Source organism: Peribacillus acanthi, from assembly GCF_003073175.1.
Classification (GTDB): domain Bacteria; phylum Bacillota; class Bacilli; order Bacillales; family DSM-1321; genus Bacillus_BN; species Bacillus_BN acanthi.
Map to the genome: position 1 here is coordinate 167,724 of NZ_QBBX01000006.1, position 25,515 is coordinate 193,238.

Genomic DNA, 25,515 nt, shown 5'->3' on the forward strand with positions numbered 1-25,515 from the left:
AACTGCCTAAAATGACAGCTTTTCTTTTGAATTATAGGAATTTCTCGATTTCATCTAGAAGCGTCTTTAATGCATCACCTTTATTGGAACGTATCATGTTTTGCTTGTATTCTTCACTTTTTTGTTGGAGCTTTTCTAAATGCGGAATCAATGAAACACTTGTTAGACTTTCTTCTTCTAACGTAAGTGCATACCCTTTTTCCTCAAAAGATTTTGCATTTAAAATTTGATCGCCTCTACTTTGCTGTTTGCTTAAAGGAATAATGAGCATCGGAATTCTTAATGCCAAAAATTCAAAAATTGCATTGGATCCACCACGTGTGATTACAACATCCGTTGCTGCCAAAATATCTGGAAGTTCTTCATGGACATATTCGAATTGTTTATAACCAGCGAGGTTAGTTAACGAGCTATCCAAATTATTTTTCCCACAAAGATGCACGATTTGGTACCTCTTAAGTAATGAATTCAATGAAGCCCGGACTGTCTCATTAATTTTCTTAGCTCCGAGACTTCCTCCCATTATGGTAAGAATCGGTAGACGATTATTGAATCCTAGAAATCTTTTTCCACGTTCTGCTGAACCTGCAAAAATCTCTTTTCTGATAGGTGAGCCAATCGCATGTGTTTTGTCCTTTGGAAAATACTTTTTCGTTTCGTCAAAAGAAGTAAAAATTTTAGTGGCAACCCTTTGTGAAATCTTATTTGCCAAACCAGGTGTCATATCACTTTCATGCATAAAGATTGGAATTTTCAATGATTTAGCCGCAATCACCACTGGGACCGAAACGAATCCACCTTTAGAAAAAACCAAATTGGGCTTTAACTTCCTCAATACAGCTCGGGCTTCAATACACCCTTTTAGTACTCTAAACATATCCACCACATTTTCAAAATCGATATATCTTCTTAATTTACCACTGCTGATTCCATGGTAGGGGATGTTGATTTTTTGAATCAGTTCCTTTTCAATTCCGTTTCTGGAACCGACGTAATGTAAATCCCAACCCTTATCCTTGATTTCGTCAATAATGGCTATATTTGGTGTCACATGACCAGCGGACCCTCCGCCCGTAAAAACAATCGTTTTTTCTGACATAATGCCTCCAGATGCATTAGTAATTGGTCTTATTTCTATTCTACACACCTTTTGTACTATTACGAATAATAATTGTAAAAAACAAAATCATTTTACAAAAGTTCTACATATACTTATCTTAGTACCAGTTTCTATTTAGTTTCTCCTCCTTGATAGGCACATTTTATGTGTCTATTTTATTTTGCGAAAATGAGACGAGACAAGTTCTCTCAATCATTCGGATTAATGATTGCAAGCACTTGATGGTCTTCCCAATTCCCATTGATTTTCACATTTTTAATGGCCAATCCTTCTTTATGGAAGCCCGCTTTTTCCAACACTCGAATCGATCCGATATTGTGTGGCATGACACCAGCTTCTATCCTATGTAAGCTCAACTCATTGAAGGCATAATCCACAATTAATTTCGTGGCTTCTGTGGTGTACCCTTTTCCATTATGGTTTTTATCCAAAAAGTACCCAATGAATGCGCTTTGCAGCGAACCTCGAATGACCTGGAAAAGATTGATTGTACCGATCAAAGCATTTGTATCATTTAGGAAAATACCAAAATAGTAATCTTCATCTCTTTCCATTCTTTCCGTAGCAGATTGTATTCTCTCCAATTGTCCTTCTAAAGTATAATAATCCGATTTCCTTCCCATTGAAAATTTTTCAAAAAACTCTCGATTTTCCACTTGTAATGTAAGTAAATCCTTGGCATCCTCTTTATTTAAAGCTCTAATATAAACGGTGGTTCCCTGTTTCATAATTATTTCTCCTCTTTTTCACATAAACAGTTTTTTCTAAAATGGAAACTTTATCTCATTCAGAACCAGTCATCAAATATTGAAAAAAGTCCCCGCACTAAACGAAACAGCATTCTTGGAATGAAAGAGAGTATGCTGTATACAATTTGAAAAATGATGCTATCACGAATTTCATAAAGGACTCCCTTTAGAAAGCCATCTTCGCGTTCTTCTTTTTTATTTGTCATTAAATACAACCCTCCCTTTTAAATCAAGACCCATGTTTATTATTCAGTCAATGCCTTACGTAGTTTGACCGCTAAGTCCTTCTCCAGCTGTCCGTAGTTTTCAATCGAATTATTACTAATAATCGTCGCTGAATCGTCCTTGTTAAACCAAATTCTATATTCAAACAAAAGCTCAGGCTGGTTTTTATCCCATTTGTAAAAAAGGGTTGCTTTAATATCTTCTCTCTTAGACATTTCTGCTTTTGCCTTCGACCAGCTAATATTATTAACTGCTTTTTTTATGGTTAATAAGCTTTTGGCATCTGCAATTAGGACTTCATCAGTATATTTTCCATCCGCTTCTACCTTCTGTACATCAACTCTTGAAATATCGTCTGGATCCGGCTGTTTCGGAGGATTCTTTGTGCACCCAAACAGTATGATGATAGTAAGTATGAATACTGAAAAATATTTCATCCATACGCCCCCTTTACAATATATTACCATTTACCTTTTAAAAAAGAAGAGGACCTTTTTCTTTTCAAGGTCCCCTTAAACATTTATTTATCCTTTTAGTCGTAATTTTCTTATCCATAAAGGCAATCTTAATGTTGAACTGATTAACAAGATGATAAATACCAATATAGCGGCAGATTTATCTGCAATCTCTTTAGCATCCTCAACAAGAGCCTCCGACTGTACATACCAGAGATGAACAGGAAGTGTTGCTCCTTGTGAAAACAAATTGAAGTCCCACATTTTATCGGATGCACTCGTTCCCCCTGCTAATAGAATGACAGCAGATTCACCAAAGGCACGGCATGCTGCCAGGCTGATTCCTGTAATAATCCCTGATGAAGCAGCTGGAATCACCACCCGCATGATTGTGTTGGACTTCGTAGCTCCTAGTGCATACGAAGCCTCCCTTAAATCTTGAGGTACGGCTTGAATTGCTTCCTCCGTTACACGTGTAATTATAGGAAGATTTAACAATGAAAGAGTGACTGCGGCACCAATAACGGTGAGGCCAATCTCGAATACATCCACAAACAATACATATCCAAATAATCCGAACACAATGGAAGGAACGGAAGCTAAGCCTTCTACACATGTTCTGATCCATTCTGTCATTTTGTTGTTTGGTGCATACTCGGCTAAATAAATGCCAGAACCGATGCCAATTGGAAGAGAAATCACCATGGCTATGAAAAGAACGTAGAAGGAGCAGAATAAAAATGGTCCAATTCCGCCTCCTGCTTCTAGTTCACTTGGGATTCCAATCAAAAAATCCAAAGAAATGAAGGATAATCCTTTAGATAATATTCTTAGTAATAACAATAGAATAATTGATATAGCAAAAAGGGTAATCCCCCACAAAACATAAGTAAACACTTTATCAGCAAACCTATTAAATGCTCTATTCTTCGCATTTGTTCTAAATCTTGTATCTTTCATCATACTTCACCTTTTGCACGAATTCTTCTTACAATCAATATCATGATGATTGAGATCATCAACAGTAAAAAAGCCATCATGTATAATGCATAATTCCAAGTCGAGTCAAACTGCACATCCAAAATTTGCATAACAATATTACTTGTTAATACCGAAGTTGGCGTTAATAAGGTCTCTGGAAACTGGGCTGTGTTTCCGATGACCATGACGACAGCCATTGTTTCTCCAAGTGCACGTCCCATCCCTAGAATAATTGCCGTCAAAATCCCAGGTTTCGCCGCTGGTAGTACCACCTTCACAATTGTTTGAAAACGTGAACTACCAAGTGCATAACTAGCTTCTCTTAATTCACTTGGGACAGCCATTATCGCATCATCACTAATTCTTGCGATCGTCGGTAAGACCATCAAGGTCAGGACTAAAGATGCAGCTAATAAACCATCCCCCATTATTGCACCAGTAGCATCCATTAATAAAGGGATTAGTATTGTTAAACCTAGATACCCATAAATGATGGATGGGATTCCAACCAATAAATCAAGTAGTGGGCGAATGACTCCCTTTAACCAACCCGGGGCTATTTCTACAATAAATATAGCTATAGCAAGAGAAATTGGAACAGCAATTACCATAGTCAAAGCAGTTAATGACAATGTCCCTATGATAAATATTGCTGCACCATATTTTTCTGTGTAAGGATCCCAGGTGGTTGAAAAAAAGTACTCTGTGATGGACACATCCTTAAATACTAATAAGCCTGTTTTACCAATAAAAATAACGATAGATAATAATACTAAACCAAGTAAAAAGGCACTTATGAAACATAGTATCTTAAATACAGAGTTTGAAAGATACTTTGCTTTTATTTTTTTATGTAGTAAATGATTGACGGGTAAGTGAGTTTTTAATTCGTGTTCAAGTTTAGCCATAAAACCTCCGAAAATTAACTGAATGCCAGCCCTATTCGGACTGGCATCTTTTATATGAGAGAGAGGGGAAAACCAGAGATTATTTTACTTTACTGATTGGAACGAACTTTAATGTTTTTAATGAACCATTTTGGAATTTGCTGCTTTGCATATATTTGATAAATGCTGCTGCAGCACCTTTAGGCTCGCCTTTTGTTAAAAGGTAACCATAACCCCAAACCGTATATTTACCATTGATTACGTTATCAACCGTTGCAGGGACACCATTGTAAGCCAAAGCCTTAATGTTTCCTTTTACATAAGCTAAGTCTGTGAAGCCAATTGCATTTGGATTAGATTCTACAGCTGAAGCCATCTCACCACTTTTTCCAACTTCTTTATAATTACCGCCAGACATGAAGCTTGAGCCTTTTAATGCCTTCATTTGATAGTTTACACGTGTTCCAGAACCACTTTTTCGGTTAACAACCACGATTTCTTCATCCTTGCCGCCTACTTGCTTCCAGTTCTTAATTTTTCCTGAAAAGATGTCTTGTAGTTGTTTTGTAGTCAAGCTTTTTACAGGATTTTCTTTATTAACGATTGTTGCAAATGGGATAACCGCAATTTTATGTGCCTTTAGTCCGCTGAATGCTTTATACCCAGGAACTGATTGAGTCGCATCCCAGTCACATGCACCTAGAGTAGCAGACCCTTTCAATACTGATTGTGGACCAGCAATGGATGAAGAACCTGAAACGGAAATTGAAACTCTTGGATTTAGCTTTGTGAATTCTTTTTTAGCCTGGTTAGTCAACGGAAGAAGAGCTGTTGACCCAGCAATGACTACCTTACCAGAAACAGATGCTGCTTCTGCTTTTTCGGTAAAACCACCAAAAGTTAAACCAACTGTTGCCACAACTGCCATAGTTGCAACCGATAAGCGTTTTAAAAGATTGAACTTCATGTTTGAAATCTCCTTTTGTAATATTATTTAGTTAATGTTTCAAAAGAACCATTCTTATAAACTAGTACTCTCTCACCATTGTCACTTGCAACAGTAACAGCTATTTTTCCATCATTCGATATAGTAAATGAAGTAAGGTCTAACGATGTAGAAACTACCTTAGTTAAGCTTTTGTTTGTTGGATTCACTTGGTAAATGCTTGATCCATTAGTCTCAGCTACTAAAATCATAATTTTTCCCTGTGACGTTACTATTGTTGAAAGAATGTCCTTGTTTGTTACAAGAGCAGTCAACTTTTGATTTTTGCCGATCATGTAAAGGATTGGTGTGTTTTCACCTTCTACATCATAGCTTGTGAAAACTACTGACCCATCAAGCAAGAACGCGGAGTTAGCTTTGTTGTCAATTGTATTAGTTAGGATGACTGGCTTAATTTCTGTTGCAGTTAAATCCAAGACGTTAATCTGAGGCTCAGTATCTTTTAAATCGATATTATCGACATCTGTATTTCCTTCAGAATCTGGTGTTGTATAATTTGTTTTTCCTTCTTTACCTACTGTATAAATCACGTTCTTTTCATCTGCAGAAAGTTTTAGGTTCGTCTTATAGGTAAAAGAATCTGTGTACACCGTTTTAATTGTTCCATCTGCTAGATTAACAGTCGCGATGTCTTTTGTTTCTTTGCCTTTGAAGAAGTAAATCTTTTGACCATCTTTCGTCCAAACAAATTCAAACTTTTCGTTATCATCTTTTTCATTTAAAGGAGAAACCTGCTTAGTTGTTAGATCCATAAGATAGATAAAGCCTGATTCATTCGTGAATACTGCTTTTTTTCCATCAGGTGAAACGGATACTTCAGTTCCATTAATATCTACTAAAGCTTTTTTACTGACCGTATCTAATATGTAAGAACGAGAATCCGTTTCCGTTTCATTCGTTACTAGAACCGTAGAGCCATTCACCCAATTCGGGTTATAGGTGTCACCACTCATCAAAGGAGTTTTGGCAATAAATCCACCATTTTCAGCTATTGCCTCTCCACCTAGAGCAGATACGATATCCTTTAATTCTGTGTAGACTGTCCCTTTTGATAACAGTGGAAATCCGTTAACCTTGACAGATTTCCCATTTTTCATCAATATGTTTTGGTGCAAATTCATAGTGATCGCTGTTCCTGGTTTAGAAACCATTACACTACTGTTTTTGTCGATTTTCACGGTTGCTCCGAACAATTTAGCGATATCTTGAACGGAATAAAGCTGTTTTCCACTTAATTTGACTGCCTTTACTGTTGTTGATGTGCCTTCAACGTTAAGTTTGGCCGTTTCAAATTTAATCGGTCCATTTGTTGATATTAGTAGACCATTGTCTATTAATATATCTCCACCTAACGCCTGTAAGAAAGTTTTCGCATCCCCAAATAGCGACTTTCCTATTTGTTTAGGTGGAAATGTTAACTTTACTTTTTTTCCATTTACTAGAGCAGTAGTTGAGTTTGATTTTAAAACGATTGAATACTTTTTATTCCCACTAATTTTTGTAGTGGTGAATGTTTTTGTTTTTACGTCATATGTAACATTTGCAGCCATGAAGCCAGCTAATTGATTTAAGGAATATTGCTTATGTTTGTTTGACATTGCATACTGAATTTCTTTTGCAATACCTGTGACAATGGCTTTTTCTTTAAGGACACCTTGTGCTTGCTGTACAGTTGCTGCCTTCACACTTCCTAGCAAACTAGGTGTATAAGCACTTCCAACTAACACAGCAGAAGCAATGACCAAACTTGATATTGGACGCTTCATTCAAATTCCTCCGTATCTTTCTTGATATAGATATACTCGTGACTATTGCCCCCCTGAAAACTGTGTGTCCACCTCCAAATTGACTAATCTGAGAGTATTATATTTCCAATTTATTAAGTGGATATGAATTTAACATGAAGAATGTAAATTTATATTGTTCGAATTTGTAAAACACTGTAAATTTTTAGAACATTACCAAAATAAAAAAATCCAGCTTCGTCATGAAAACTGGACTTCTACTAATTTATTGATATTACCTTAACTTAACAGGTCTTCTTTAACAGACTGTAACTTTCTAAAACCTTTATCATAGCTCTGCCTTTCTAATAATTGATCTAAAAGTGCAATGGCGTCTTCTCTTCTCCCAGCTCGGACATATGCATCAATGACTTTTTCGTATTGTTTATCATATGGGTATTTTTCCGTTTGTGCTAATTCAAAGGCTTTATCAAAGTAAGGAGCCGCTTTCTCGTAGTCATTCAATGTAAGATACGTCCCACCAATATTAAAATTCAAGTCCGCCCTCTCAAGATTAGTAAGGGTGTCTAGTTCTAAGGCTTTTTGCTTTACTTCAATGGCTTCATGGTATTTCTTCTTCATCTCCAAATCAAAAGCACGGTCACGGAAGTGCTTATATTTCGTAAGTGGCCTTTTCCTTTTATATACGCTACGAATGATAACTAAACCGATCAACAAAAAAAGCATCCAGAAATAAGGGTTGTCCATTCATACACCTACTAGGGAAAGAATAAATAATTCTAGTATCGCCACTTTTTTTTATTCGTAAGCGTATTTAATAAAACAAAAAAAAGACAAGCAGTGAGTGCCTGTCTATTATCGGGATGCATATTCTCTTCTTAACATCGATATGAGATAAAGACGAATTTAATTATCATTGCAATCACTCTTTATCCAACTTGAACCCTTTTCTTTCCATACCAATCTTTACTGTATGCGTAAAGGATCGTGGCAAGCGGTGATAACCAAATGAAAAGAGCATACGGCGCATAGGCTAGCACATCAACCTTAACGATGGATGCAGATACGACCGCTAATAAGCTCCAAGGTACAATCCCTGCAAAAAGCAAGACTGTATCGCTGATGATTCGGCTCAAATTACTTACCCCAGCCTCCTTCCATTCCTCCTTCAACGTATTGCCCGCAATAATGATGGGAAAAGATTGGTTAGGCGAAACGATGGAGAGAAGTGCGCCAAATTTTACAGATTGGACAGTATGTCTACCAAGGGAACTTTGTTTTCCTTCTGAATGTAATTTCAATTGGTCTAGAAGATGATAATCCTCCAACCACTGTGTAAAAATCGCGGTTAAAGCAACAAAAAGAATGAAGTTCAATGAACCTCCCAGTCCTCCAACTGGCTTGATCCCACCCCAGATATTAGTCAATAATTCAAAGAAATTTATTTGGTACAGTAATGTATTCAATAAAAACGACACAATAAGACTATATATGAAACTATGAATCAACTTCATTCTTAATAATAAGCAACCTATCAAAACCACAACAGGTAAAAGAGAAATCATGTGCTGTCCTGTGAATTGCTGGACGAAAAGGGTCGTGAATAATGTTTTTTCTACCGTTAAATCTAATCCGATAAACAGTATCATACAGGTCCCTATACTTAATAACGTACTTGGCATGATTGCAAAAAAGTGAGTCTTCCTAGATATACCTACAGTTGTAAGCACTAAATTGAAGGCTCCAGATAAAGGTGAGGTTCGATCACCGACAAATGCTCCGGAAATCAATGCGCCTGCAACAATCTCTATGGGTAAATCAAATTCCATAGCCAAGTTCATGATTGGAATCCCGATGATACTTAAAGTTCCGATTGTGGAACCTAATAGCATAGAAACAAATAAAGCTATAAAAAATGCTGACAAGAAAAAGTATTTCATTGATATCAAATGGACCGCAATGTTCGTTAGACTATCCGTAGCACCACCGGTTACTAATGAAGGCAGTAAAATGGCCAAGAATAATAACAAAAATAATACTTCTTTATTTTTATTTAGTCCCCGGATTCCAGATTGCAAAATCTCTTTCCAAGTAGCTTTTTTCCTTCTCACAATCCAAAGAAGATACCCTATTCCAGGCAAGATCCCAATTACCAAGGGGATACTGAATAACACCGACAGCATCAGAAATGGTATCGTACAAAGTATAAGAAAACTAATATTTCCTTCTGCAAAAGCACGTCTAGAAAAATTCATCTATTTATAACTCCTAAGTCTTCCTATTATGTATGAGGAGGTGACTCGTTTGGCCGTGTCCCTCCTCAAAATCTCCCCAAAAATGCTATCTATCTTAAAGAATCCATACCATAATCTATTTCAAATAAATTTAACTCTTCCCTTCTGATACTACCATATACCTTTTACACAGAGATATCGCAATCTCATAATCTCTTAATGAAATAACAATGATATTACCACCACTACCCCAATATACACTCCAGCCAAAATAATATTATTACCTGCATGGACAAAGTTATTTACAAGCTTCATATTAGTTCACTCCATTAATATAGAATAAATTTCTATTTGTTTCCATTTTATGCAGAAAACACTGATTATTAAACGTATAATGGATGTAAGTTTCCTACGACTTTAGGTGTAGGAACAGGGCAGTTTTATCCCAACATTATGAGGTAATACTACTAGTAATTCCTGCCTTTTAGATTGCTACCACAAATACGATAAAAAGCCACACCTTATACCAGGATTAGCACTAGTGGTATTTCTACCTAAAATAACTACCCTATTAAAAGTATAGATAGTTTTTTCTTCATTACATTTTTTCCCCATGAAAAAAAGAGCTGCAATTTGCAACTCCTTGTTTCTATTTATAATACAATTTAAGCCTCCTGCTTCACCTTCAACCGATATACGTGCTCATCATGATGGGCTTTGAAGATTTCACCTGTAGGCTCAAATCCTAGCTTTTTGTAGAGATGGATGGCAGCTTTGTTGAATGGAATAACAGTTAGATAGATTTCGTTGCAGTTATCCAGATTAGCTACCATGTCATCCAGGATAAGTTGCATGGCTGGTACTCCATATCCTTTACCTTGGAACTGGTGTCCAAGCATCATGCTTACCATTTCGTAGCGATTGTTTTCTGAATCGAGTCCGTAGGTACCGAATCCAATCAGTGTTTCACCGTCATAGATGGCACGATTCTTCCAGCCTTCGACACTCGCGAGTGCAATGAAGAAAGCATTCGATCCCACCATCGTTTCAAACAGCTGAAATTTCTTTTCCTGCTCTAGCTCTGATTTCAAATTGATGATGTCAAAAAAGTTTTGTTTCGTAACGTCTCGTAATTGCAGATTCATAGTATTCCCTTTCTTATAGGGCCTCATATAAAAATGCCGCAGCTTTTTTAAAGGCCCTCTTCTCGTAATAGTACTTTCCTAATTCCTTTGCCACTTCCTTAGCTGATGCGAGTTGCTTCTCTCTAAGACAGTAATTCAAAAGTTTATTCATCACTTTTTCAAACTTAGCATCTTCTAGCTTTAGCTTATAGAGCTTGGCTTTTAATAGACTTAATTCAATATAGCTGTAAATGATATTGTGTTCTTTTGCCATTTGATATGCCCTGTTCAAATGGTGATCAACTAAACTCCATTCCTTTAACTCCATATATATCTCAGATAGGCGTGCATGGGGGCAAATCATGTTCAGCGCTTTTCCTTGATTTTGATACACTGTGATGGTTTCTTTGAAATAGGAAATGGCGTCTTCGGTTTTCCCCATATCTCTCAGATTCAAGCCAAGATAATAGGTGATGAACCCTTTGTTTTCGAGCACCTTTTGATTTTGGATACTCAATTGTTCCAACTGGTGCATACATTCTATTGATTTATCATATTCTCCATTTTGGTGTTGTTGGACCCCCCTTAAAGCTAACGTCTCTATTACCCAATCTGTATCTCTCATCTTTATGAAATATTGGTAAGCTTTTTCACAGTATTGCATGCTGATAGTGTGATCTTGTTTATGATGGTGATAAAGAAAACCTAAATAATACTGAAAAATGGCGACTTCTTTTTCACCCATTTGTTCTGCCCAAGGCTCCATCCGGTTTACATAGTCCTCTGCCTTTACAAAGTCTTGGAGATGCAAAAACCGTTCTAAACATGCCCTATAGTAATAGTAGTAAGCTCCAATTAATTCTTCACTAGAATCGTTAGGCAACACACTTAACGATAAATCATAATACTCTTTTGAAAGTTCAAGGTCTTTATCCGCATAATACATGATCAAAATACTGAATAACCGAATCCTTATTTCTAATTCATGGTTTTCTGAAGAAATCATTTTCAAGAACAACAAATCATCCTGATTAAGTTTTTTTCTACTCCAAAAGTCATCTGCTATATTCAAGACTTTCTCTTGGATTTTCTTCGCTTCGTTTAACACCAAAAGCGATATATCAAAGTTCTCCTGTTCAGAAATTTGCTGAAGAAAATTTTCAGAAGGAGGAATCTGTCCATTCTCGATTCGACTTAAATATGTATTGGAAGTGATACCATTAAGAAATTCATGTTGTTTTTTATTTGAATGTAGCCTAAGTTGGCGTATTCTTTCTCCTATATTCATTGGAACCTCCATGAATTTTAGAAATAGTCTAATAATTTGACGAAGAAAAAGTAAATAAGTTCCATAATTTTTTTTTTTTTTTCAAATTTTATTTGGTATTGGTACGGAAGATTTAACATTATTCGATTTCTTCTCGAAAAAAAGATAAACTAATCCAAATAATAATAGGGCCACCATCGTCGACAACCAAGGAGTAAACAACTGCACTTTCTCATTGACGGTAAACAAGAAAATACCATCCCCAGCTTTTCCAGATACACCAAAAAACAGTCCATACACCACATTGATGCCAAAGTGAATTCCTGTATTCATCCAAATAGAATTCGTCTTAAAAAACGCATAAGTTAAACTTAGTCCCAATGCGAGCGAAAAAATCGTATTATTTACACTAAACCCCTCATTCCAAGCATCATCGAGTGCGTAAAGAATTAAGGCTATCAAAAATAGATATGGAAATGTCAGTTTGTCCTTGAAGATTGCAAAAACGATTCCCCTGACCAACATATCGTTCATAAGAGATCCAAGGAAAAAGCCGATTAATACAACAAACACAGACATTACACTTTTACCAAACGGATGTACTCCAGTTACCTCGTATCGACCGAACCATACGTACAATAGAAATAAAACCGTCCATGCCAGAAACCCTAAAAGAAAACCTGTACCGAGGTTCTTTCTCCACCCTTTAAAGAAAATAAGTCCGTAGGCTTCATCCTCTCTTGAAAAACACCTTTGAAACTAGCAAGGATAACCCTAAAAAGGAGATAAGATGGAAAAATCGAACGATATCATTCATAGGAAAAACTTTTGGTAGTAAATAAAAATAACTCGATAAAATGAAGTACATGAATATAAATGATAGGATTGACTTTTTCATAAAAATATACTCCTCTGTAAAAATCTTAACCTCAACCAGATTTTACCACCTTTTTCCAGAGTTGTGTTAATAGAAATTGAAAAAACCAACCGTAATCACAGTTGGTTTTGGTTGTAGTATGGCGGGATTTTAATCCATCCCTTTCTAATCATTAACTCTTTTAAAGTAAGGGCAAAGGTTACTTTCATCATTTGATATTTCATGAACATATATCCCACATCGGTTCTAACTGCCTCGGTCAAACCACGTGTTGCTGCATTGATACCAACCACAAGATTATAGGCTAGAAAGTTAGCGATTTCTTCATCTGTAAATTTGGCCCCATCAGGGATAGATCGATAGTCCCCAAATGGTTTTTCTGGAGTTGTGTTCGGTAATGGGATTCCTTCTTTCCGAAAGAATTCCTGCAATTCATTCACCATTGGACGATGTACGTTTTCGATAATATCCTTTAGCTTTTCCTTTAATTCCTCGTCTTGAACGATATTATAGGAAATTTGGTCTCCTCTTAACGTCTGTTCCGTTCCTGTTAAATAAAACCATAGATTCATGACTTCCCCAACATGCAATGGTTTTTTTTCACCATCCAATAAAGGTAAGAATGCATCTTTTAACACTTCAAATGGGTTCATAACATCACCCTCTTCATGATTTTAGATATTCTATAATTTTCCCAAGTGTATAGAAGTTATCCTACTAAATTCCTGTTTTATTTTTGGATGTTTGGAAAAAATAAAATGACATCAACATGATTGGGAGAATGTTATGCATGTATTGTTAGCTACGGGACTTCTTAGTGTTGCGATTTGGAAAGGTAATTGGCGACAATGGGAGAACTATGCCCTTACTCTTTTTTATGTCACTACTTGTAATTTACTTTATAACGTATTGTGTAGGAATCACCTGTTATGGAAATACGAGCCTGATTTTTTACCGAATTCTCATGTCATTGTGGATATTTTGTACTCTTTCATTATTTTACCTGCGATATGTTTATTATTTTTGACGTTTTATCCATTCAAATCCAATTTCTTAGAACAGGGGCGTTTCATATTACTTTGGGTCGTCGGGTCGTTGATTATTGAATACCCTTTTTATAAGTATGGAAGATTACTCCTGCAACATGGGTATGAATTCTGGATGGAAATCCTGTTTTATTCGACGATGTATGGGATGATTCGCCTTCACTATACCCGACCTCTTTTAACGTATGGATTATCCTTTGTTTTAATCATTTTTTTACTTCAGATTTTCCATGTTCCTATAAAATAAATCAGCCCCTTCGAATTTAAAGGGGCTTTACCTCAAAACTCATTTCTTCAATACTAATTTCCTATACATTCCATTAAACAATACAGGGCGATCTTCAAGTATATGTAAACGGTACGAACACTTATCTAGTAATCTTTCAAAAGAGATACTAATATCTGTCCCTAGTATTCCAATGATTGGCCTCATGACTTGTTTAGTTAAGGAAAGCTTCCCTCCAGGAGGCAGAAATTTATCAAACACTATTATTTGTCCACCATCTTTTGTGACCCTTGCCATTTCATTAATGGCACTTTCTGCATTAGGTACAACACTTAGTAACAAACTAGCGACAACGAAATCAAAAGATTGCTCTTCAAATTGAAGTTTTTGCGCGTCCATTTGATGAAATTTTATAGAGGAATTAGGGAATTTCTTTTTTGCCTGTTCTAACATATCCTCTGAATAATCGATAGCTGTGATGTCAAGATGATCTATTGGGATTCGCAACAAATCTACTCCTGTTCCTACGCCTACAAATAGAATTTTATCTTGTCTCTTAAAGGGTATATTTGAGAAAACAGCTTGCCGTGCTTTTTGAAACGGTCCAGCATTAAAAAAATGATCGTAAATCGGCGACCACAACTTGTAAATTACTTTGTTCCAGGAATTATTCATACGGATTCTCCTTAAAATTTTGGATTTGGTAATAAAGAGTGGGGTTTCGGTAATATATTTGGTGTTTTTGGTAAAAAAAATTGATTTTCGGTAATAAAACAATCCTATTCGGAAAATTCATGATTCCAACAAAGAAAAAAGCCCAAAAAGTCATTCAATCCGACTTTTTGGGCTTTTAACTAGCGATCTTTCACGCGTAATAGTCGTAAACTATTAAGTGTGACGATTAAGGTGGCACCCATGTCGGCGAAAATGGCAATCCATAATGTAAGCCAACCAGGGATGACAAGAATCAGTGCTAGTAGTTTGATGGCTATTGAAAAAGTAATGTTTTGTTTGATAATCCAAAGTGCTTTTCGACTTAATTTTATCGTAAACGGTAGTTTTCTTAAATCATCACCCATCAAGGCAATATCTGCTGTTTCCAGTGCCGTGTCCGTACCTGCCCCTCCCATGGCGATACCTACCGTTGCGGACGCAAGAGCTGGAGCATCATTGACTCCATCCCCAACCATGGCAACCTTTCCAAATTGATTCCGTAAGGCTTTAATATAATTCAACTTGTCTTCTGGCATCAGTTCTGCCTGAATCTCCGAAACGCCGACTTTCTTTCCGATTTCGTTGGCTGTTCCTTGGTTGTCACCTGTTAGCAAAATTGTCTTTTTCAAACCAAGTTCATGCAATTGTTGGATGACATCTTGACTACTTTCCCGAACCTCATCGGCGACCGCGATTAATGCCAGTATTTGATCATCGGAACCGAACAACATCACGGTTTTTCCTTGGTTCTGAAGCCGGGAGATTACATTTTCAAATTCACTCGTATCAAACATTTTCGGACTTGCAATTCTATAGGTCGTTCCATTAACATTGCCTTTAATCCCTCTACCAGTAATAGATACAAAATCCTCGACGTCTAAATTTTGATACCGTATAGCTCCCTCCTCAGCTTTCTTCATAATCGCTGAGGCTAGTGGGTGTTGGGATCGTGATTCCAAAGCTGCAATTATTGCAAATAGCTCTTCAGTATTTCCACTGAACACTTGGTAATCTGTCACCACTGGAATCCCTTTTGTTAAAGTCCCTGTTTTGTCAAAGGCAATCGCTTTAAGGGCACCTGCTTCTTCTAGATGAATGCCCCCTTTAATCAATACGCCATTACGGGCCGCATTCCCGATAGCTGTCACAATGGAAACAGGTGTCGAAACAACCAATGCACAAGGACATCCCACCACCAAAACAGCGAGACCTTGGTAGATCCATTCGTTCCAACTTCCGTTTAAAAAAATTGGAGGCACAATGGCTACAAGTGTAGCAAGCGCCATAATCACTGGTGTATAGTACTTGGCAAAACGATCTACAAACACTTGAGAAGGTGCACGTTCCGCCTGTGCTTCCTCAACCAAGTGAATGATTTTAGCAATCGCTGTTTCATCCACAAGTTTAGTTACCTTCACCTCTAATAAACCCTCGCCGTTCAATGTTCCAGCAAATACTTCCTCATCAATTGTTTTCTCAACAGGTACAGATTCACCTGTAATAGAAGCTTGGTTTATTGCGGAGGAGCCTCTTACAATCCTTCCATCCATCGCAACTTTTTGACCCGGTTTTACAATCATTACGTCATCAATTCTAATTTCTTCTACTGGTATTGTGATTTCCTTATTATTACGACGAACGGTTGCTTCCTGTGGGGCGATGTCCATTAACGAACGTATCGACTGGCGGGCTCTATCCATCGAATATCGTTCTAGTGCCTCACTGATAGCAAATAAGATAACGACAACTGCTCCTTCGCTCCATTCTCCAATGAAGGCCGCCCCAATAATGGCAATGGTCATTAGTGTTTTCATATCAAATTGAAGACGGAGTAGGTTTTGTATTCCTGCCTTAAACAAGGAATATCCACCCACCACAATTGTTAGTACATATAAAACAATAGTAGAAATATGTTCTTCTCCGTAAGTTAGTAGGGAGCCATATCCCATGAGTAAAAATAATGCCGCAACTAACACAACCGCATTTTTTTTCAAAAAAGGTTCCTTGTTTGGTACCTGCTTGGCTTTCTCATGAAAAATTTTCAGTCCCTCAAAAGCTCCTGCTTTTTCAAGCTCTTCAACGGTGGCATTCCCAAATACCGTTATTTTCGAAGCTCCAAAATTCACTTGTGCATCGTAAACACCATCCAGGTGCTTCACGTTCTTTTCGAACGTCTTTGCACAGCCCGCTCAAGACAAGCCCTGTATACGGTAAGTGGTGCCTTGCTTGGATAACGGTTTAGCTTCGCTCATTATTGCTCACCTCCCGTTGATGTTCAAACGCTATTTGAATGATATTCTTAAAGTGCTCATTTTTAATGGAATAATAAACGAGCTTCCCTTCTTTTCGGAAATTTGCTAACCCCAAATTTTTTAATAGCCTAAGGTGATGGGAGGCTGTTGCCGTAGTCGAATGGATGATTGTCGCCACATCGCATACACATAGCTCCTTTTCTACCGTAAGTGCATAAGCGATTTTAAGACGATTTTCATCAGACAGAGCTTTGAATAAAGACGAAACGGCACCTGAATCTTCCTTATGCAATCTATTCTGAACTCTTGTAACTTGCTCCTCATGGATACAACTCACTTCGCATATATCCTGATTCTCCATATTATCGCCTCACATTCATATATTCTTTTGATTGAATTATATTCAAGTATATGTTTGAACGTCAATATTCAGGATTAGTTTATTCTTCATATCCAAGATGATACTATGTAAACAGAATCATTTTATGGTACGGAGGAAAAATGATGATTTCTGCTTTACTACTATTTACTTTGGCAGGGCTAGCTGAAATTGGTGGAGGGTATTTAATTTGGTTGTGGTTACGTGAAGGGAAGCCACTGTATTTTGGAGTACTGGGTGGAATCAGTTTGGCCCTTTACGGCGTAGTTGCCACTTTTCAGACATTTCCTTCTTTCGGCCGGGTATATGCCGCATATGGCGGAGTATTCATCGTCCTATCTGTTCTATGGGGTTGGGGTGTCGATAAAAAAGCTCCTGATTTTTATGATTGGCTTGGAGCGTTGGTGTGTATAGTTGGGGTTTCAATCATGTTATGGGGTCCACGGAATTAATTCTCATTGTTGATTCGTAATTGTGGTTAGAAGCTAAATCAGGCATCATTGATCTCGTATGATTCCCTTTTGAACCGTTTCGAAACCGAATCGGGCATCATTAACCCCGTATGATTCCCTTTTGGTCTGGATCGAACCCTAAAAGGGCATCATTAACCTCGTATGATTACCTTTTGGTCTGAGGCGAACCCTAAAAGGGCATCATTGACCCCGTATGATTCCCTTTTGGTCTGGGTCGAACCCTACAAGGGAATCATTGACCTCGTATGTTTCCCTTTTGAACCGGTCCGAACCCAAATCGGGCTTCATTGACCCTGTATGATTACCTTTTGGACTGAGGCGAACCCTAAAAGGGCATCATTGACATCGTATGATTCCCTTTTGGTCTGGATCGAACCCTAAACGGGAATCATTAACCTCGTATGATTACCTTTTGGTCTGGGTCGAACCTTAAAAGGGCATCATTGACCTCGTATGATTCCCTTTTGGACTGGGTCGAATCTGAATTGGGTATCATTGACCTCGTTTGATTCCCTTTTGGATTGGATTGAACCCTAAAAGGGAATCATTGATCTCGTTTGATTCCCTTTTGGACTGGTTCGAAACCGAATCGGGCATCATTGGCCTCGTATGATTCCCTTTTGGACCGGTTCGAAGCTGAATTGGGCATCATTGGCCTCGTTTGATTCCCTTTTGGTCTGGTTCGAAACCGAATCGGGCATCATTGGCCTTCTATGATACCCATTTGACCAATTTAGAGCCAGAAATGGACACCGTTGATTTACTTTGATTACCTTTTTTTCTTTTAACTCTATATCCGGCGGTAGATTTTGATCTATGCTCCGGGTAACTATTACCTTTACACCATTTCCAAACCTAAACGGGAACCAAAGTAACCTCTGGTTCCCGTAGGAATTTGTTGGTTTCTGCAGCAATTAAACAATAAATAAACCGTTAAACATTAACATTAGAGATATCGCGAGAATCAGTAATATACATGATACCCCAATGAATAACCATTTTTTACTTTGTCTTCTTCTTAACATCTTATACCCTACTATCGGACAAATAAGTGCGATGATCAATAAGATAATGGCTATTGCTTCATTCATGTTACTCCTCCCCCTTTTCACCAAAACTAATTTTTTTTACCTAACGCAACTTTTGATACTATATTATGCGAAATAAGGCAATCTGACATCTCAATTGAAAAATAATGTTTATCCTCTTCTATCAAAGGGAAACTAATAAGTAAGGTAAATTACACATTTGGAGGTAATAAAATGACTCATCATGATGTTCACAAAACAAACGAGACCGTGAAGGAATCGGGAAGCTATATTTGTGCAGAAGGTGAAAAACGAGAGTTCCAACAAGGAGATACCTTCCCGGTTTGTCCAGTCACAGGACACGATACAACTTGGCGTCATGGGAATCACACACATAAAACCGGTGAAGAAGTGACCGAATCTGGTGGCTATGTAGACAAAGATGGTGAAAACATCGAACTCACTAAAGGCGACACATTCCCTGATTGTTCAAATTCAGGACAACCTACTGAATGGAAGCATGCATAAAACTTATGAAACCATATTCCCTTCTCGTGAATATGGTTTTTCTATGTACCTAGACGCTCCGCCAGTTTTCTTAAAGTTTTTAGCCAACGAACTTTAATGAAAGTTTAATAACCTCTTCATTTTTATATGATATAATCATTCTCGTGTTGTAAATTTACTGGGACTTATTTTTGTGAGGAGGAACTTTGATTTGTGGGAAATTTTTGTCGCATTTATTTTAGGACTTGTTGAAGGATTGACAGAGTTCGCGCCAGTTTCATCAACTGGGCATATGATTATCGTGGATGACCTTTTATTTAAATCAAAAGAGATTTTCTCACCTGAAGTGGCAAATACGTTTAAAATAGTCATTCAGTTGGGTTCGATATTAGCTGTTGTCATTGTGTTCCGTGATCGATTTATGCAATTACTTGGTTTGAAGAAAAGTGAAACAAAAGAACGTAAAAATACATTAAAACTCTCACAAGTCATTGTAGGTTTATTACCTGCTACAGTACTTGGATTTTTATTCGATGATTACATTGATGAACACCTTTTTTCTATTAATACAGTTTTAATCGGTTTAGTTATTGGCGCCATCTTGATGATAGTAGCTGATTGGTTCAGACCAAAACAGCCTAAAGTGGAAAGTGTAGATGGCATTACGTATAAGCAAGCAGTGGCGATTGGTTTATTTCAGTGCTTAGCGCTTTGGCCAGGATTTTCAAGATCAGGTTCAACCATTTCTGGTGGGGTTTTACTTGGCTTAAACCACAGAGCGGCTTCTGATTTCACATTCATTATGGCTGTGCCAATTATGGCCGGTGCAAGTGGACTTTCCCTTCTGAAAAACTGGGAATACTTTACGATTGATGCGCTTCCATTCTTCATTGCAGGATTTATTAGCGCATTTATCTTTGCATTATTATCGATTAAGTTCTTCTTGAAGCTGATTAACCGCATTAAGCTTGTTCCATTTGCGATTTATAGATTGGTATTAGCTACAGTTATTTATGTAGTATTTGTCATGTAATGAAGTTTTCAAAGCCTGCAAGAGTATTGTACTCTATGCAGGTTTTTTTATTTTTTTAAATAGGGTCCTTAAGCAAAAAAATTTGTAGTTATAGCTTGATAGATATTGTTATTATAATTAAGATAAAGACCAACCATGAGGTATAAAAATATGAAGCAAACTTTCCTTGGTTCAGTGTATCTATCCCTAGCTGCAAGTATTTGGGGAGGAATGTATGTCGTCAGTAAATATGTATTGGATTACATACCCCCAATTACATTAGTTTGGTTACGTTTTATTATCGCTTTTATAGTTCTATTTGCTATATTAAGAGCTGTTCAGACAAGAACTGGAAAACAAGTGCAGCTAAAAAAACGAGATTGGATCTTATTAGGCTGGATTGGTTTTATCGGATATTTTATCTCCATCTCATTTCAGTTTATTGGCACAAAGTTATCTGATGCACATACAGGTGCTTTGATAACTTCAGCTACACCTGCTTTTATCGTTATTTTTGCCATATTGGTTTTAAAAGAGAAGTTAACGGCACGAAAAACGATATCTATGCTACTAGCAACCACTGGAGTAGTGATTGTAATTGGATGGGAAACAAAAGTTGGACACCATTTAACAGGTAGTTTGATATTGGTTGGAGCTGCCATTACATGGGCTCTATTATCAATTTATGTAAAAATTGCTTCCGAACGATTCTCTACCCTAACCATCACTACCTTTGCGATAGGATTTGGCCTGTTATTTACAACACCCGTCATGTTATGGGAACTACAGTCTCAAAATGTATTTTTTCATAATATATGGGTTGTATTAGGCATTGTATATTTGGGGACTGTGTCAACTGCCGGCGCTTTTTTTCTTTGGAATAAGGGCATGGAGTTAATGGATGCTGGTGTAGGTTCATTATTTTTCTTTTTCCAACCTGTCGTGGGCACTTTTTTAGGATGGTTGTTATTAAATGAAGAGATTCATGCCAATTTCTTTATTGGAGCGATTTTAATTTTTGCCGGAGTCCTTATTGTCACCGTTAAAAGAAATGAAGCTTCTTAATCTAAACAAAGGACCTCCACAGATGGGGGTCCTTTGTTGATAATGAAACTTTATTAAACCTTGAATCTAGCTATCATCAATTGTAGATTTTCAGCCAGAACAGATAGGTTTTGTGCACTTGCAGAAACTTCTTCGATAGAAGCCACATTTTCTTCTGTACCTGCACTTACCTCTTGTGAGGCTAAAACACTTGCTTCAGCAATTTTTTGAACATTTTCAATCGATTCTGAAATGGACTGACTGAGAGAAAGCAAGTCTTCAATTGATACGTTGACCTCTTGTACACGTTCGGTAACTACTCCAATAGATCCCTTAATATTTTTAAATGCAGCTTCCGCATTTTCTGTGAACTGCAATCCACTCACCACTTGGATGTTCTGTTTTTCCATGGATTGAACAGCCTTTTCTGTCTCTTCCTGGATCAAGGATATCATTGTTGTAATTTGTTCAGTAGATTTTCTAGATTCCTCTGCAAGCTTTCTAACCTCATCAGCTACTACAGCAAAACCTTTTCCATGCTCACCAGCCCTTGCCGCTTCAATTGCTGCATTAAGTGCTAGAAGGTTAGTTTGATTTGCAATCTCTGTGATGAATCCGACGATTTCGTTAATCTCTTTTGATCGGTTGCCAAGAGAACGAATCACACCAGTTGTGACGGAAACAGACTCATTAATTTCATGCATTTGGTTGACAACGCTTTTAATTGCTTCGTCACCATCCTCAGTAAGTACTTTTGCAGAATCCGCTGCTTTATACATCTCTTCACTCGTACGATTAATAGATTCAATACCACTTTCCATTTCTTCCATAGATGTCTGTACTTCCATAAAATGCTGGAGCTGTTGCTCGACACCTTCAGCTGTTTGCTGGACGAGCTGAGAAATTTCCTCACTAGCTGAAGAGCTTTCCTGAGAGCTTGCACTTAATTGTTCACTGCTTGCAGCAACTTGGCTAGATGAATCCCTAACTTGAGATACTACCTCTCTCAAATCATGTACCATTCGATTATAGGCATCGCCTAATTCTTGGATTTCATCCTTAGTCTTAATTTTGACTGGCTCTACCCCTAAATCGCCTTCAGCCACTTTTTTCATGGATGACATTAGATTAAGGACAGGATTAGCGATTTGCTTACTATTCCATAAGGCCATTAAAATACCAAGGATAATGGCAATAATCATGATAATGAGAGAAGTAGTTTTAGTTTGTTTCACTTGGTTCGTAGCTTTTTCAACTCCCACAGCCATGTCATTTTTCTGAAAAGTTTCCAATTCTTGTGTGGCTGTAGAAAAGGCATCCATGATTTTAGGCGCCTCATTATTCATAGTCCCGACATACCCACTATCATTACCGCTTTTCTTGAATGCCAAAGCTTTTTTAACCACATTTTGATATTCATTATGTGCTTCCTCAATCTGACCAATAAGCTCTTGGGCTTTAGCAGATTGTGAAGTAACCTTTAATTTTTCCACCATTAATTTGAATGTTTGAACAGATTCTTCATACTGACTTATGTATTTTTCATCACCTGAGATAACATAGCCCCGTACATTCAGTGTATGAATCGTCATTTCTTGTTTCAAATCCTTAACCGTCATTAGCTTATCAACCCGATTATTGATTAAAGATTGATATTCCTGGTTGATTTTCTCCATTTGATAATTACCAATCCCACCAGTGAGGGCAAGGAGAAATAAAACGATGATAAATCCTCCCAGAAGTTTTTTACGCACTGTAAGTTTCATTGCTCTGCTCCTATTCTAGTAAAATTATAGATTTATAACAGGAAAAAATACCTGTGTATAATTGCTTATTTTACTATAATATAAATAATTTTCAGATTCTACTAGTTTTCACTATTCTTATAGGAATAAATTGAATAAGGAAATCGAAACTTAATTCATTCCATAACTATTTTTGCCATCAAAAAAGAGCAGCGATAAACATCCCGCTGCTCTTAAATGATAGTTAATTATTTGGAAAAATATTTTTCAAAGCCTCTTTTAATTCAGGCTTCACTTTTATTCGTGGACGAATACTTATAGCCATTTCTTCTGCTTCATCAACTGTATTTGCATGACCTAACGATAATAATGTCCCAATTGCGACTGTACCTGCTCTGTTGCCTCCGCCTCCACAATGGAAATAAATCTTTTTCCCACTGTTGTATGCTTCCATCACTTGATCTATTGCCATTTTTACCGATTCTTCTTGCTTCTCTGCATCATCGACTATCGGAACATGGAAACGATTGTATGTCACTTCATTTTTAGGAGCCTCAGCTCGCAAGTCGAATACTGTATCGACTTTTTCATTTTCTAATACTTCATCAACGTCATTTACCCCACCTATAAAGATACGATCTTTTATAAGCTCTTGATAATGTTTATTCGTCATCGTTTATCCCTCTTATTCACCAGTTTTAGCGAAACGCTCGATTCTTGCACTGATTTCATCACGCACTCGTTGGAAGAACGCCCATTTCTCTTCTTCAGTTCCTTCCGCTTTCGCAGGATCATCAAAGCCCCAGTGTACTCTTTTTACATGCGGTGGTGTAACCGGGCAATGATCAGCTGCATGCCCACATAACGTGACAACTAAATCAGCATTGTTCAAGATTTCTGGATCGATCGTATCAGATGTTTGAGTAGAGATATCAATGCCCGCTTCCTTCATTGCCTTTACTGCATTTGGATTCAAACCGTGTGCCTCAAGTCCGGCACTCTTTACGTCCCACTCATCACCTAAATGCTTTTTTGCCCATCCTTCTGCCATTTGGCTTCTGCAAGAATTCCCTGTACATAAGAAGTAAATAGTTTTTTTTGCCATGTAGACTCTCCTTTTTACGAAATAATAAGCAACCAAATATATAGACCGACTAGTGTGATGAATAGTGTCGGAATGGTCAAGATAATCCCTGTTTTAAAATAAGTCCCCCAAGAAATCTTCACGCCTTTTAAGCTTAGTACATGTAGCCATAATAGTGTTGCAAGAGATCCTATAGGTGTAATTTTCGGACCTAAGTCAGACCCAATCACATTCGCATAAATCAAAGCTTCTCTCACTAAAGCAGATGTGTTAGTATCCCCAATCGCCAACGCATCAATCATGACAGTTGGCATGTTGTTCATTACGGATGATAAAATCGCCGCTATGAATCCCATCCCAATCGTAGCAGCAAACAATCCTTGATCCGCTGTAACTTGGATCAGGTCAGCAAGTACCGACGTCAATCCTGCATTTCTTAAGCCATAGACTACTACGTACATTCCAATGGAGAAAAATACAACTGCCCAAGGAGCTCCTTTTAATACTTGCTTAGTATGAACGGCAGGGCTTTTTCTAGCCATAAACAGGAAGAAAATTGCTACAATACCTGCGACTAATGAAACGGGTATGTTTAACATCTCACTGATAAAATAACCAGCCAATAGAATCGTCAATACTATCCATGACAATTTGAACATTTTATAATCTTTAATTGCTTCTGCTGGTGCTTTTAAATCAGACATGTTGTAATTTCTCGGAATACTTTTCCTAAAGAACAGGTTTAGTACGAGGATACTAGCACCAAGTGAAAATAGATTTGGAACAATCATTCTTGAAGCATACTCGATAAACCCTATATTGAAATAATCGGCAGAAACAATGTTGACCAAATTACTAACAATCAAAGGCAATGATGTTGTATCTGCAATGAACCCGCTTGCCATGATGAAAGGAAAAACCATTTTCTCTTCAAATTTCAAATTCCGAACCATAGCAAGTACAATGGGTGTCAGTATCAAAGCTGCTCCATCATTGGCAAAGAATGCAGCAACAATTGCACCTAATAAAGCGACATAAATGAACATTCGAACGCCTTTTCCTTTTGCTGCTCTAGCCATGTGAAGGGCTGACCATTCGAAAAATCCAATTTCATCTAAGATTAACGATATAATAATAATTGCTATAAACGTCAATGTAGCATTCCAGACAATGGATGTAACGTCCAGTACGTCGTTAAAATCGACTACCTGTGCTATTAATGCTAGCACTGCTCCTCCCATCGCTGACCAACCAATTGAAAGACCTTTTGGCTGCCAGATAACGAGGACTAATGTAATAAGAAAAATCAGTGATGCCAAAATTACAGATGTCATA

27 protein-coding genes are annotated in these 25,515 nt (G+C 37.3%); 5 read left to right on the forward strand and 22 right to left on the reverse strand.

Features of this window, described 5'->3' with window-relative positions; all coding sequences use genetic code 11:
* Nucleotides 1-31 precede the first annotated feature (31 nt).
* From DBX25_RS08165 to DBX25_RS08225, 14 genes are all read right to left on the reverse strand, one after another.
* The gene (locus DBX25_RS08165; RefSeq protein ID WP_108670292.1) at nucleotides 32-1,099 is read right to left on the reverse strand and encodes an undecaprenyldiphospho-muramoylpentapeptide beta-N-acetylglucosaminyltransferase; all 1,068 of its coding nucleotides are present in this window, start codon (nucleotides 1,097-1,099) and stop codon (nucleotides 32-34) included.
* A gap of 209 nt (nucleotides 1,100-1,308) precedes the next feature.
* The gene (locus DBX25_RS08170; RefSeq protein ID WP_108670293.1) at nucleotides 1,309-1,848 is read right to left on the reverse strand and encodes a GNAT family N-acetyltransferase; all 540 of its coding nucleotides are present in this window, start codon (nucleotides 1,846-1,848) and stop codon (nucleotides 1,309-1,311) included.
* A gap of 59 nt (nucleotides 1,849-1,907) precedes the next feature.
* Nucleotides 1,908-2,075, reverse strand: a complete 168-nt coding sequence (locus DBX25_RS20540; protein ID WP_157950917.1) for a hypothetical protein — start codon at nucleotides 2,073-2,075, stop codon at nucleotides 1,908-1,910.
* Between the two features lie 39 nt (nucleotides 2,076-2,114).
* Nucleotides 2,115-2,531 carry a hypothetical protein gene (locus tag DBX25_RS08175; RefSeq protein WP_108670294.1) on the reverse strand — a complete coding sequence of 139 codons (417 nt, stop codon included), beginning with the start codon at nucleotides 2,529-2,531 and terminating at the stop codon, nucleotides 2,115-2,117.
* Between the two features lie 87 nt (nucleotides 2,532-2,618).
* A complete protein-coding gene (pstA, locus tag DBX25_RS08180) occupies nucleotides 2,619-3,509 on the reverse strand; it encodes a phosphate ABC transporter permease PstA (protein ID WP_108670295.1) in 891 nt (296 codons plus the stop codon).
* Complete coding sequence (gene pstC, locus DBX25_RS08185; protein ID WP_108670296.1) at nucleotides 3,509-4,438, reverse strand: phosphate ABC transporter permease subunit PstC; 930 nt, start codon at nucleotides 4,436-4,438, stop codon at nucleotides 3,509-3,511. Before pstC ends, pstA begins: the two co-directional genes overlap by 1 nt.
* Before the next feature lie 79 nt (nucleotides 4,439-4,517).
* A complete protein-coding gene (locus tag DBX25_RS08190) occupies nucleotides 4,518-5,384 on the reverse strand; it encodes a phosphate ABC transporter substrate-binding protein (RefSeq protein ID WP_108670297.1) in 867 nt (288 codons plus the stop codon).
* A 23-nt stretch (nucleotides 5,385-5,407) separates the two neighbouring features.
* Entirely contained in the window at nucleotides 5,408-7,189 is a 1,782-nt protein-coding gene (locus DBX25_RS08195; RefSeq protein WP_108670298.1) for a stalk domain-containing protein, read from the reverse strand.
* Between the two features lie 258 nt (nucleotides 7,190-7,447).
* The gene (locus DBX25_RS08200) at nucleotides 7,448-7,915 is read right to left on the reverse strand and encodes a tetratricopeptide repeat protein (protein WP_240620212.1); all 468 of its coding nucleotides are present in this window, start codon (nucleotides 7,913-7,915) and stop codon (nucleotides 7,448-7,450) included.
* A 182-nt stretch (nucleotides 7,916-8,097) separates the two neighbouring features.
* Nucleotides 8,098-9,423: a Na+/H+ antiporter NhaC family protein gene (locus DBX25_RS08205; RefSeq protein ID WP_108670299.1), complete on the reverse strand. Its 1,326-nt coding sequence runs from the start codon at nucleotides 9,421-9,423 to the stop codon at nucleotides 8,098-8,100.
* Nucleotides 9,424-10,067: 644 nt separating this feature from the next.
* A complete protein-coding gene (locus DBX25_RS08210) occupies nucleotides 10,068-10,547 on the reverse strand; it encodes a GNAT family N-acetyltransferase (RefSeq protein ID WP_108670300.1) in 480 nt (159 codons plus the stop codon).
* A 13-nt stretch (nucleotides 10,548-10,560) separates the two neighbouring features.
* Nucleotides 10,561-11,814 carry a helix-turn-helix domain-containing protein gene (locus tag DBX25_RS08215; RefSeq protein ID WP_108670301.1) on the reverse strand — a complete coding sequence of 418 codons (1,254 nt, stop codon included), beginning with the start codon at nucleotides 11,812-11,814 and terminating at the stop codon, nucleotides 10,561-10,563.
* 81 nt (nucleotides 11,815-11,895) lie between these two features.
* Nucleotides 11,896-12,432 (reverse strand): CPBP family intramembrane glutamic endopeptidase, encoded by a 537-nt coding sequence (locus DBX25_RS08220; protein WP_108670302.1) that lies wholly within the window; start codon nucleotides 12,430-12,432, stop codon nucleotides 11,896-11,898.
* A 354-nt stretch (nucleotides 12,433-12,786) separates the two neighbouring features.
* On the reverse strand, nucleotides 12,787-13,323 hold the full coding sequence (locus tag DBX25_RS08225) for a DUF3231 family protein (RefSeq protein WP_108670303.1): 537 nt from the start codon (nucleotides 13,321-13,323) through the stop codon (nucleotides 12,787-12,789).
* A gap of 133 nt (nucleotides 13,324-13,456) precedes the next feature.
* Between DBX25_RS08225 and DBX25_RS08230 the strand changes: the two genes are divergently transcribed.
* The gene (locus DBX25_RS08230; RefSeq protein WP_108670304.1) at nucleotides 13,457-13,963 is read left to right on the forward strand and encodes a CBO0543 family protein; all 507 of its coding nucleotides are present in this window, start codon (nucleotides 13,457-13,459) and stop codon (nucleotides 13,961-13,963) included.
* Between the two features lie 39 nt (nucleotides 13,964-14,002).
* Here DBX25_RS08230 and DBX25_RS08235 read toward each other — a convergent pair whose 3' ends face one another.
* The 3 genes from DBX25_RS08235 to DBX25_RS08245 all read right to left on the reverse strand — a co-directional run bounded on the left by DBX25_RS08235 (nucleotide 14,003) and on the right by DBX25_RS08245 (nucleotide 17,269).
* On the reverse strand, nucleotides 14,003-14,617 hold the full coding sequence (locus DBX25_RS08235; RefSeq protein ID WP_108670305.1) for a class I SAM-dependent methyltransferase: 615 nt from the start codon (nucleotides 14,615-14,617) through the stop codon (nucleotides 14,003-14,005).
* A 179-nt stretch (nucleotides 14,618-14,796) separates the two neighbouring features.
* Nucleotides 14,797-16,908: a heavy metal translocating P-type ATPase gene (locus tag DBX25_RS08240; protein WP_108670306.1), complete on the reverse strand. Its 2,112-nt coding sequence runs from the start codon at nucleotides 16,906-16,908 to the stop codon at nucleotides 14,797-14,799.
* Complete coding sequence (locus DBX25_RS08245; protein WP_108670307.1) at nucleotides 16,895-17,269, reverse strand: ArsR/SmtB family transcription factor; 375 nt, start codon at nucleotides 17,267-17,269, stop codon at nucleotides 16,895-16,897. Before DBX25_RS08245 ends, DBX25_RS08240 begins: the two co-directional genes overlap by 14 nt.
* A 143-nt stretch (nucleotides 17,270-17,412) precedes the next feature.
* On the opposite strand from DBX25_RS08245, the gene DBX25_RS08250 reads away from it, so the two are divergent.
* Nucleotides 17,413-17,739: a YnfA family protein gene (locus DBX25_RS08250; protein WP_108670308.1), complete on the forward strand. Its 327-nt coding sequence runs from the start codon at nucleotides 17,413-17,415 to the stop codon at nucleotides 17,737-17,739.
* A 935-nt stretch (nucleotides 17,740-18,674) separates the two neighbouring features.
* On the opposite strand, the gene DBX25_RS20545 is transcribed toward DBX25_RS08250, so the two are convergent.
* Nucleotides 18,675-18,851, reverse strand: coding sequence for a hypothetical protein (locus DBX25_RS20545; protein ID WP_157950918.1), 177 nt, complete (start codon nucleotides 18,849-18,851; stop codon nucleotides 18,675-18,677).
* A 171-nt stretch (nucleotides 18,852-19,022) separates the two neighbouring features.
* On the opposite strand from DBX25_RS20545, the gene DBX25_RS08255 reads away from it, so the two are divergent.
* The 3 genes from DBX25_RS08255 (at nucleotide 19,023) to DBX25_RS08265 (ending at nucleotide 21,372) form a co-directional block, all read left to right on the forward strand.
* Nucleotides 19,023-19,316 carry a YjzC family protein gene (locus DBX25_RS08255; RefSeq protein WP_108670309.1) on the forward strand — a complete coding sequence of 98 codons (294 nt, stop codon included), beginning with the start codon at nucleotides 19,023-19,025 and terminating at the stop codon, nucleotides 19,314-19,316.
* A 190-nt stretch (nucleotides 19,317-19,506) separates the two neighbouring features.
* Nucleotides 19,507-20,328 (forward strand): undecaprenyl-diphosphate phosphatase, encoded by an 822-nt coding sequence (locus DBX25_RS08260; protein ID WP_108670310.1) that lies wholly within the window; start codon nucleotides 19,507-19,509, stop codon nucleotides 20,326-20,328.
* Between the two features lie 150 nt (nucleotides 20,329-20,478).
* Complete coding sequence (locus DBX25_RS08265; RefSeq protein WP_108670311.1) at nucleotides 20,479-21,372, forward strand: DMT family transporter; 894 nt, start codon at nucleotides 20,479-20,481, stop codon at nucleotides 21,370-21,372.
* Nucleotides 21,373-21,425: 53 nt separating this feature from the next.
* On the opposite strand, the gene DBX25_RS08270 is transcribed toward DBX25_RS08265, so the two are convergent.
* The 4 genes from DBX25_RS08270 to DBX25_RS08285 form a co-directional block, all read right to left on the reverse strand.
* Nucleotides 21,426-23,117: a methyl-accepting chemotaxis protein gene (locus DBX25_RS08270; RefSeq protein WP_108670312.1), complete on the reverse strand. Its 1,692-nt coding sequence runs from the start codon at nucleotides 23,115-23,117 to the stop codon at nucleotides 21,426-21,428.
* A 223-nt stretch (nucleotides 23,118-23,340) separates the two neighbouring features.
* A complete protein-coding gene (locus tag DBX25_RS08275) occupies nucleotides 23,341-23,769 on the reverse strand; it encodes a protein-tyrosine phosphatase family protein (RefSeq protein ID WP_108670313.1) in 429 nt (142 codons plus the stop codon).
* A gap of 12 nt (nucleotides 23,770-23,781) precedes the next feature.
* Nucleotides 23,782-24,201 (reverse strand): arsenate reductase (thioredoxin), encoded by a 420-nt coding sequence (gene arsC / locus DBX25_RS08280; protein WP_108670314.1) that lies wholly within the window; start codon nucleotides 24,199-24,201, stop codon nucleotides 23,782-23,784.
* A 14-nt stretch (nucleotides 24,202-24,215) separates the two neighbouring features.
* Nucleotides 24,216-25,514, reverse strand: a complete 1,299-nt coding sequence (locus DBX25_RS08285) for an arsenic transporter (RefSeq protein ID WP_108670315.1) — start codon at nucleotides 25,512-25,514, stop codon at nucleotides 24,216-24,218.
* Between the last annotated feature and the right edge of the window lies 1 nt (nucleotide 25,515).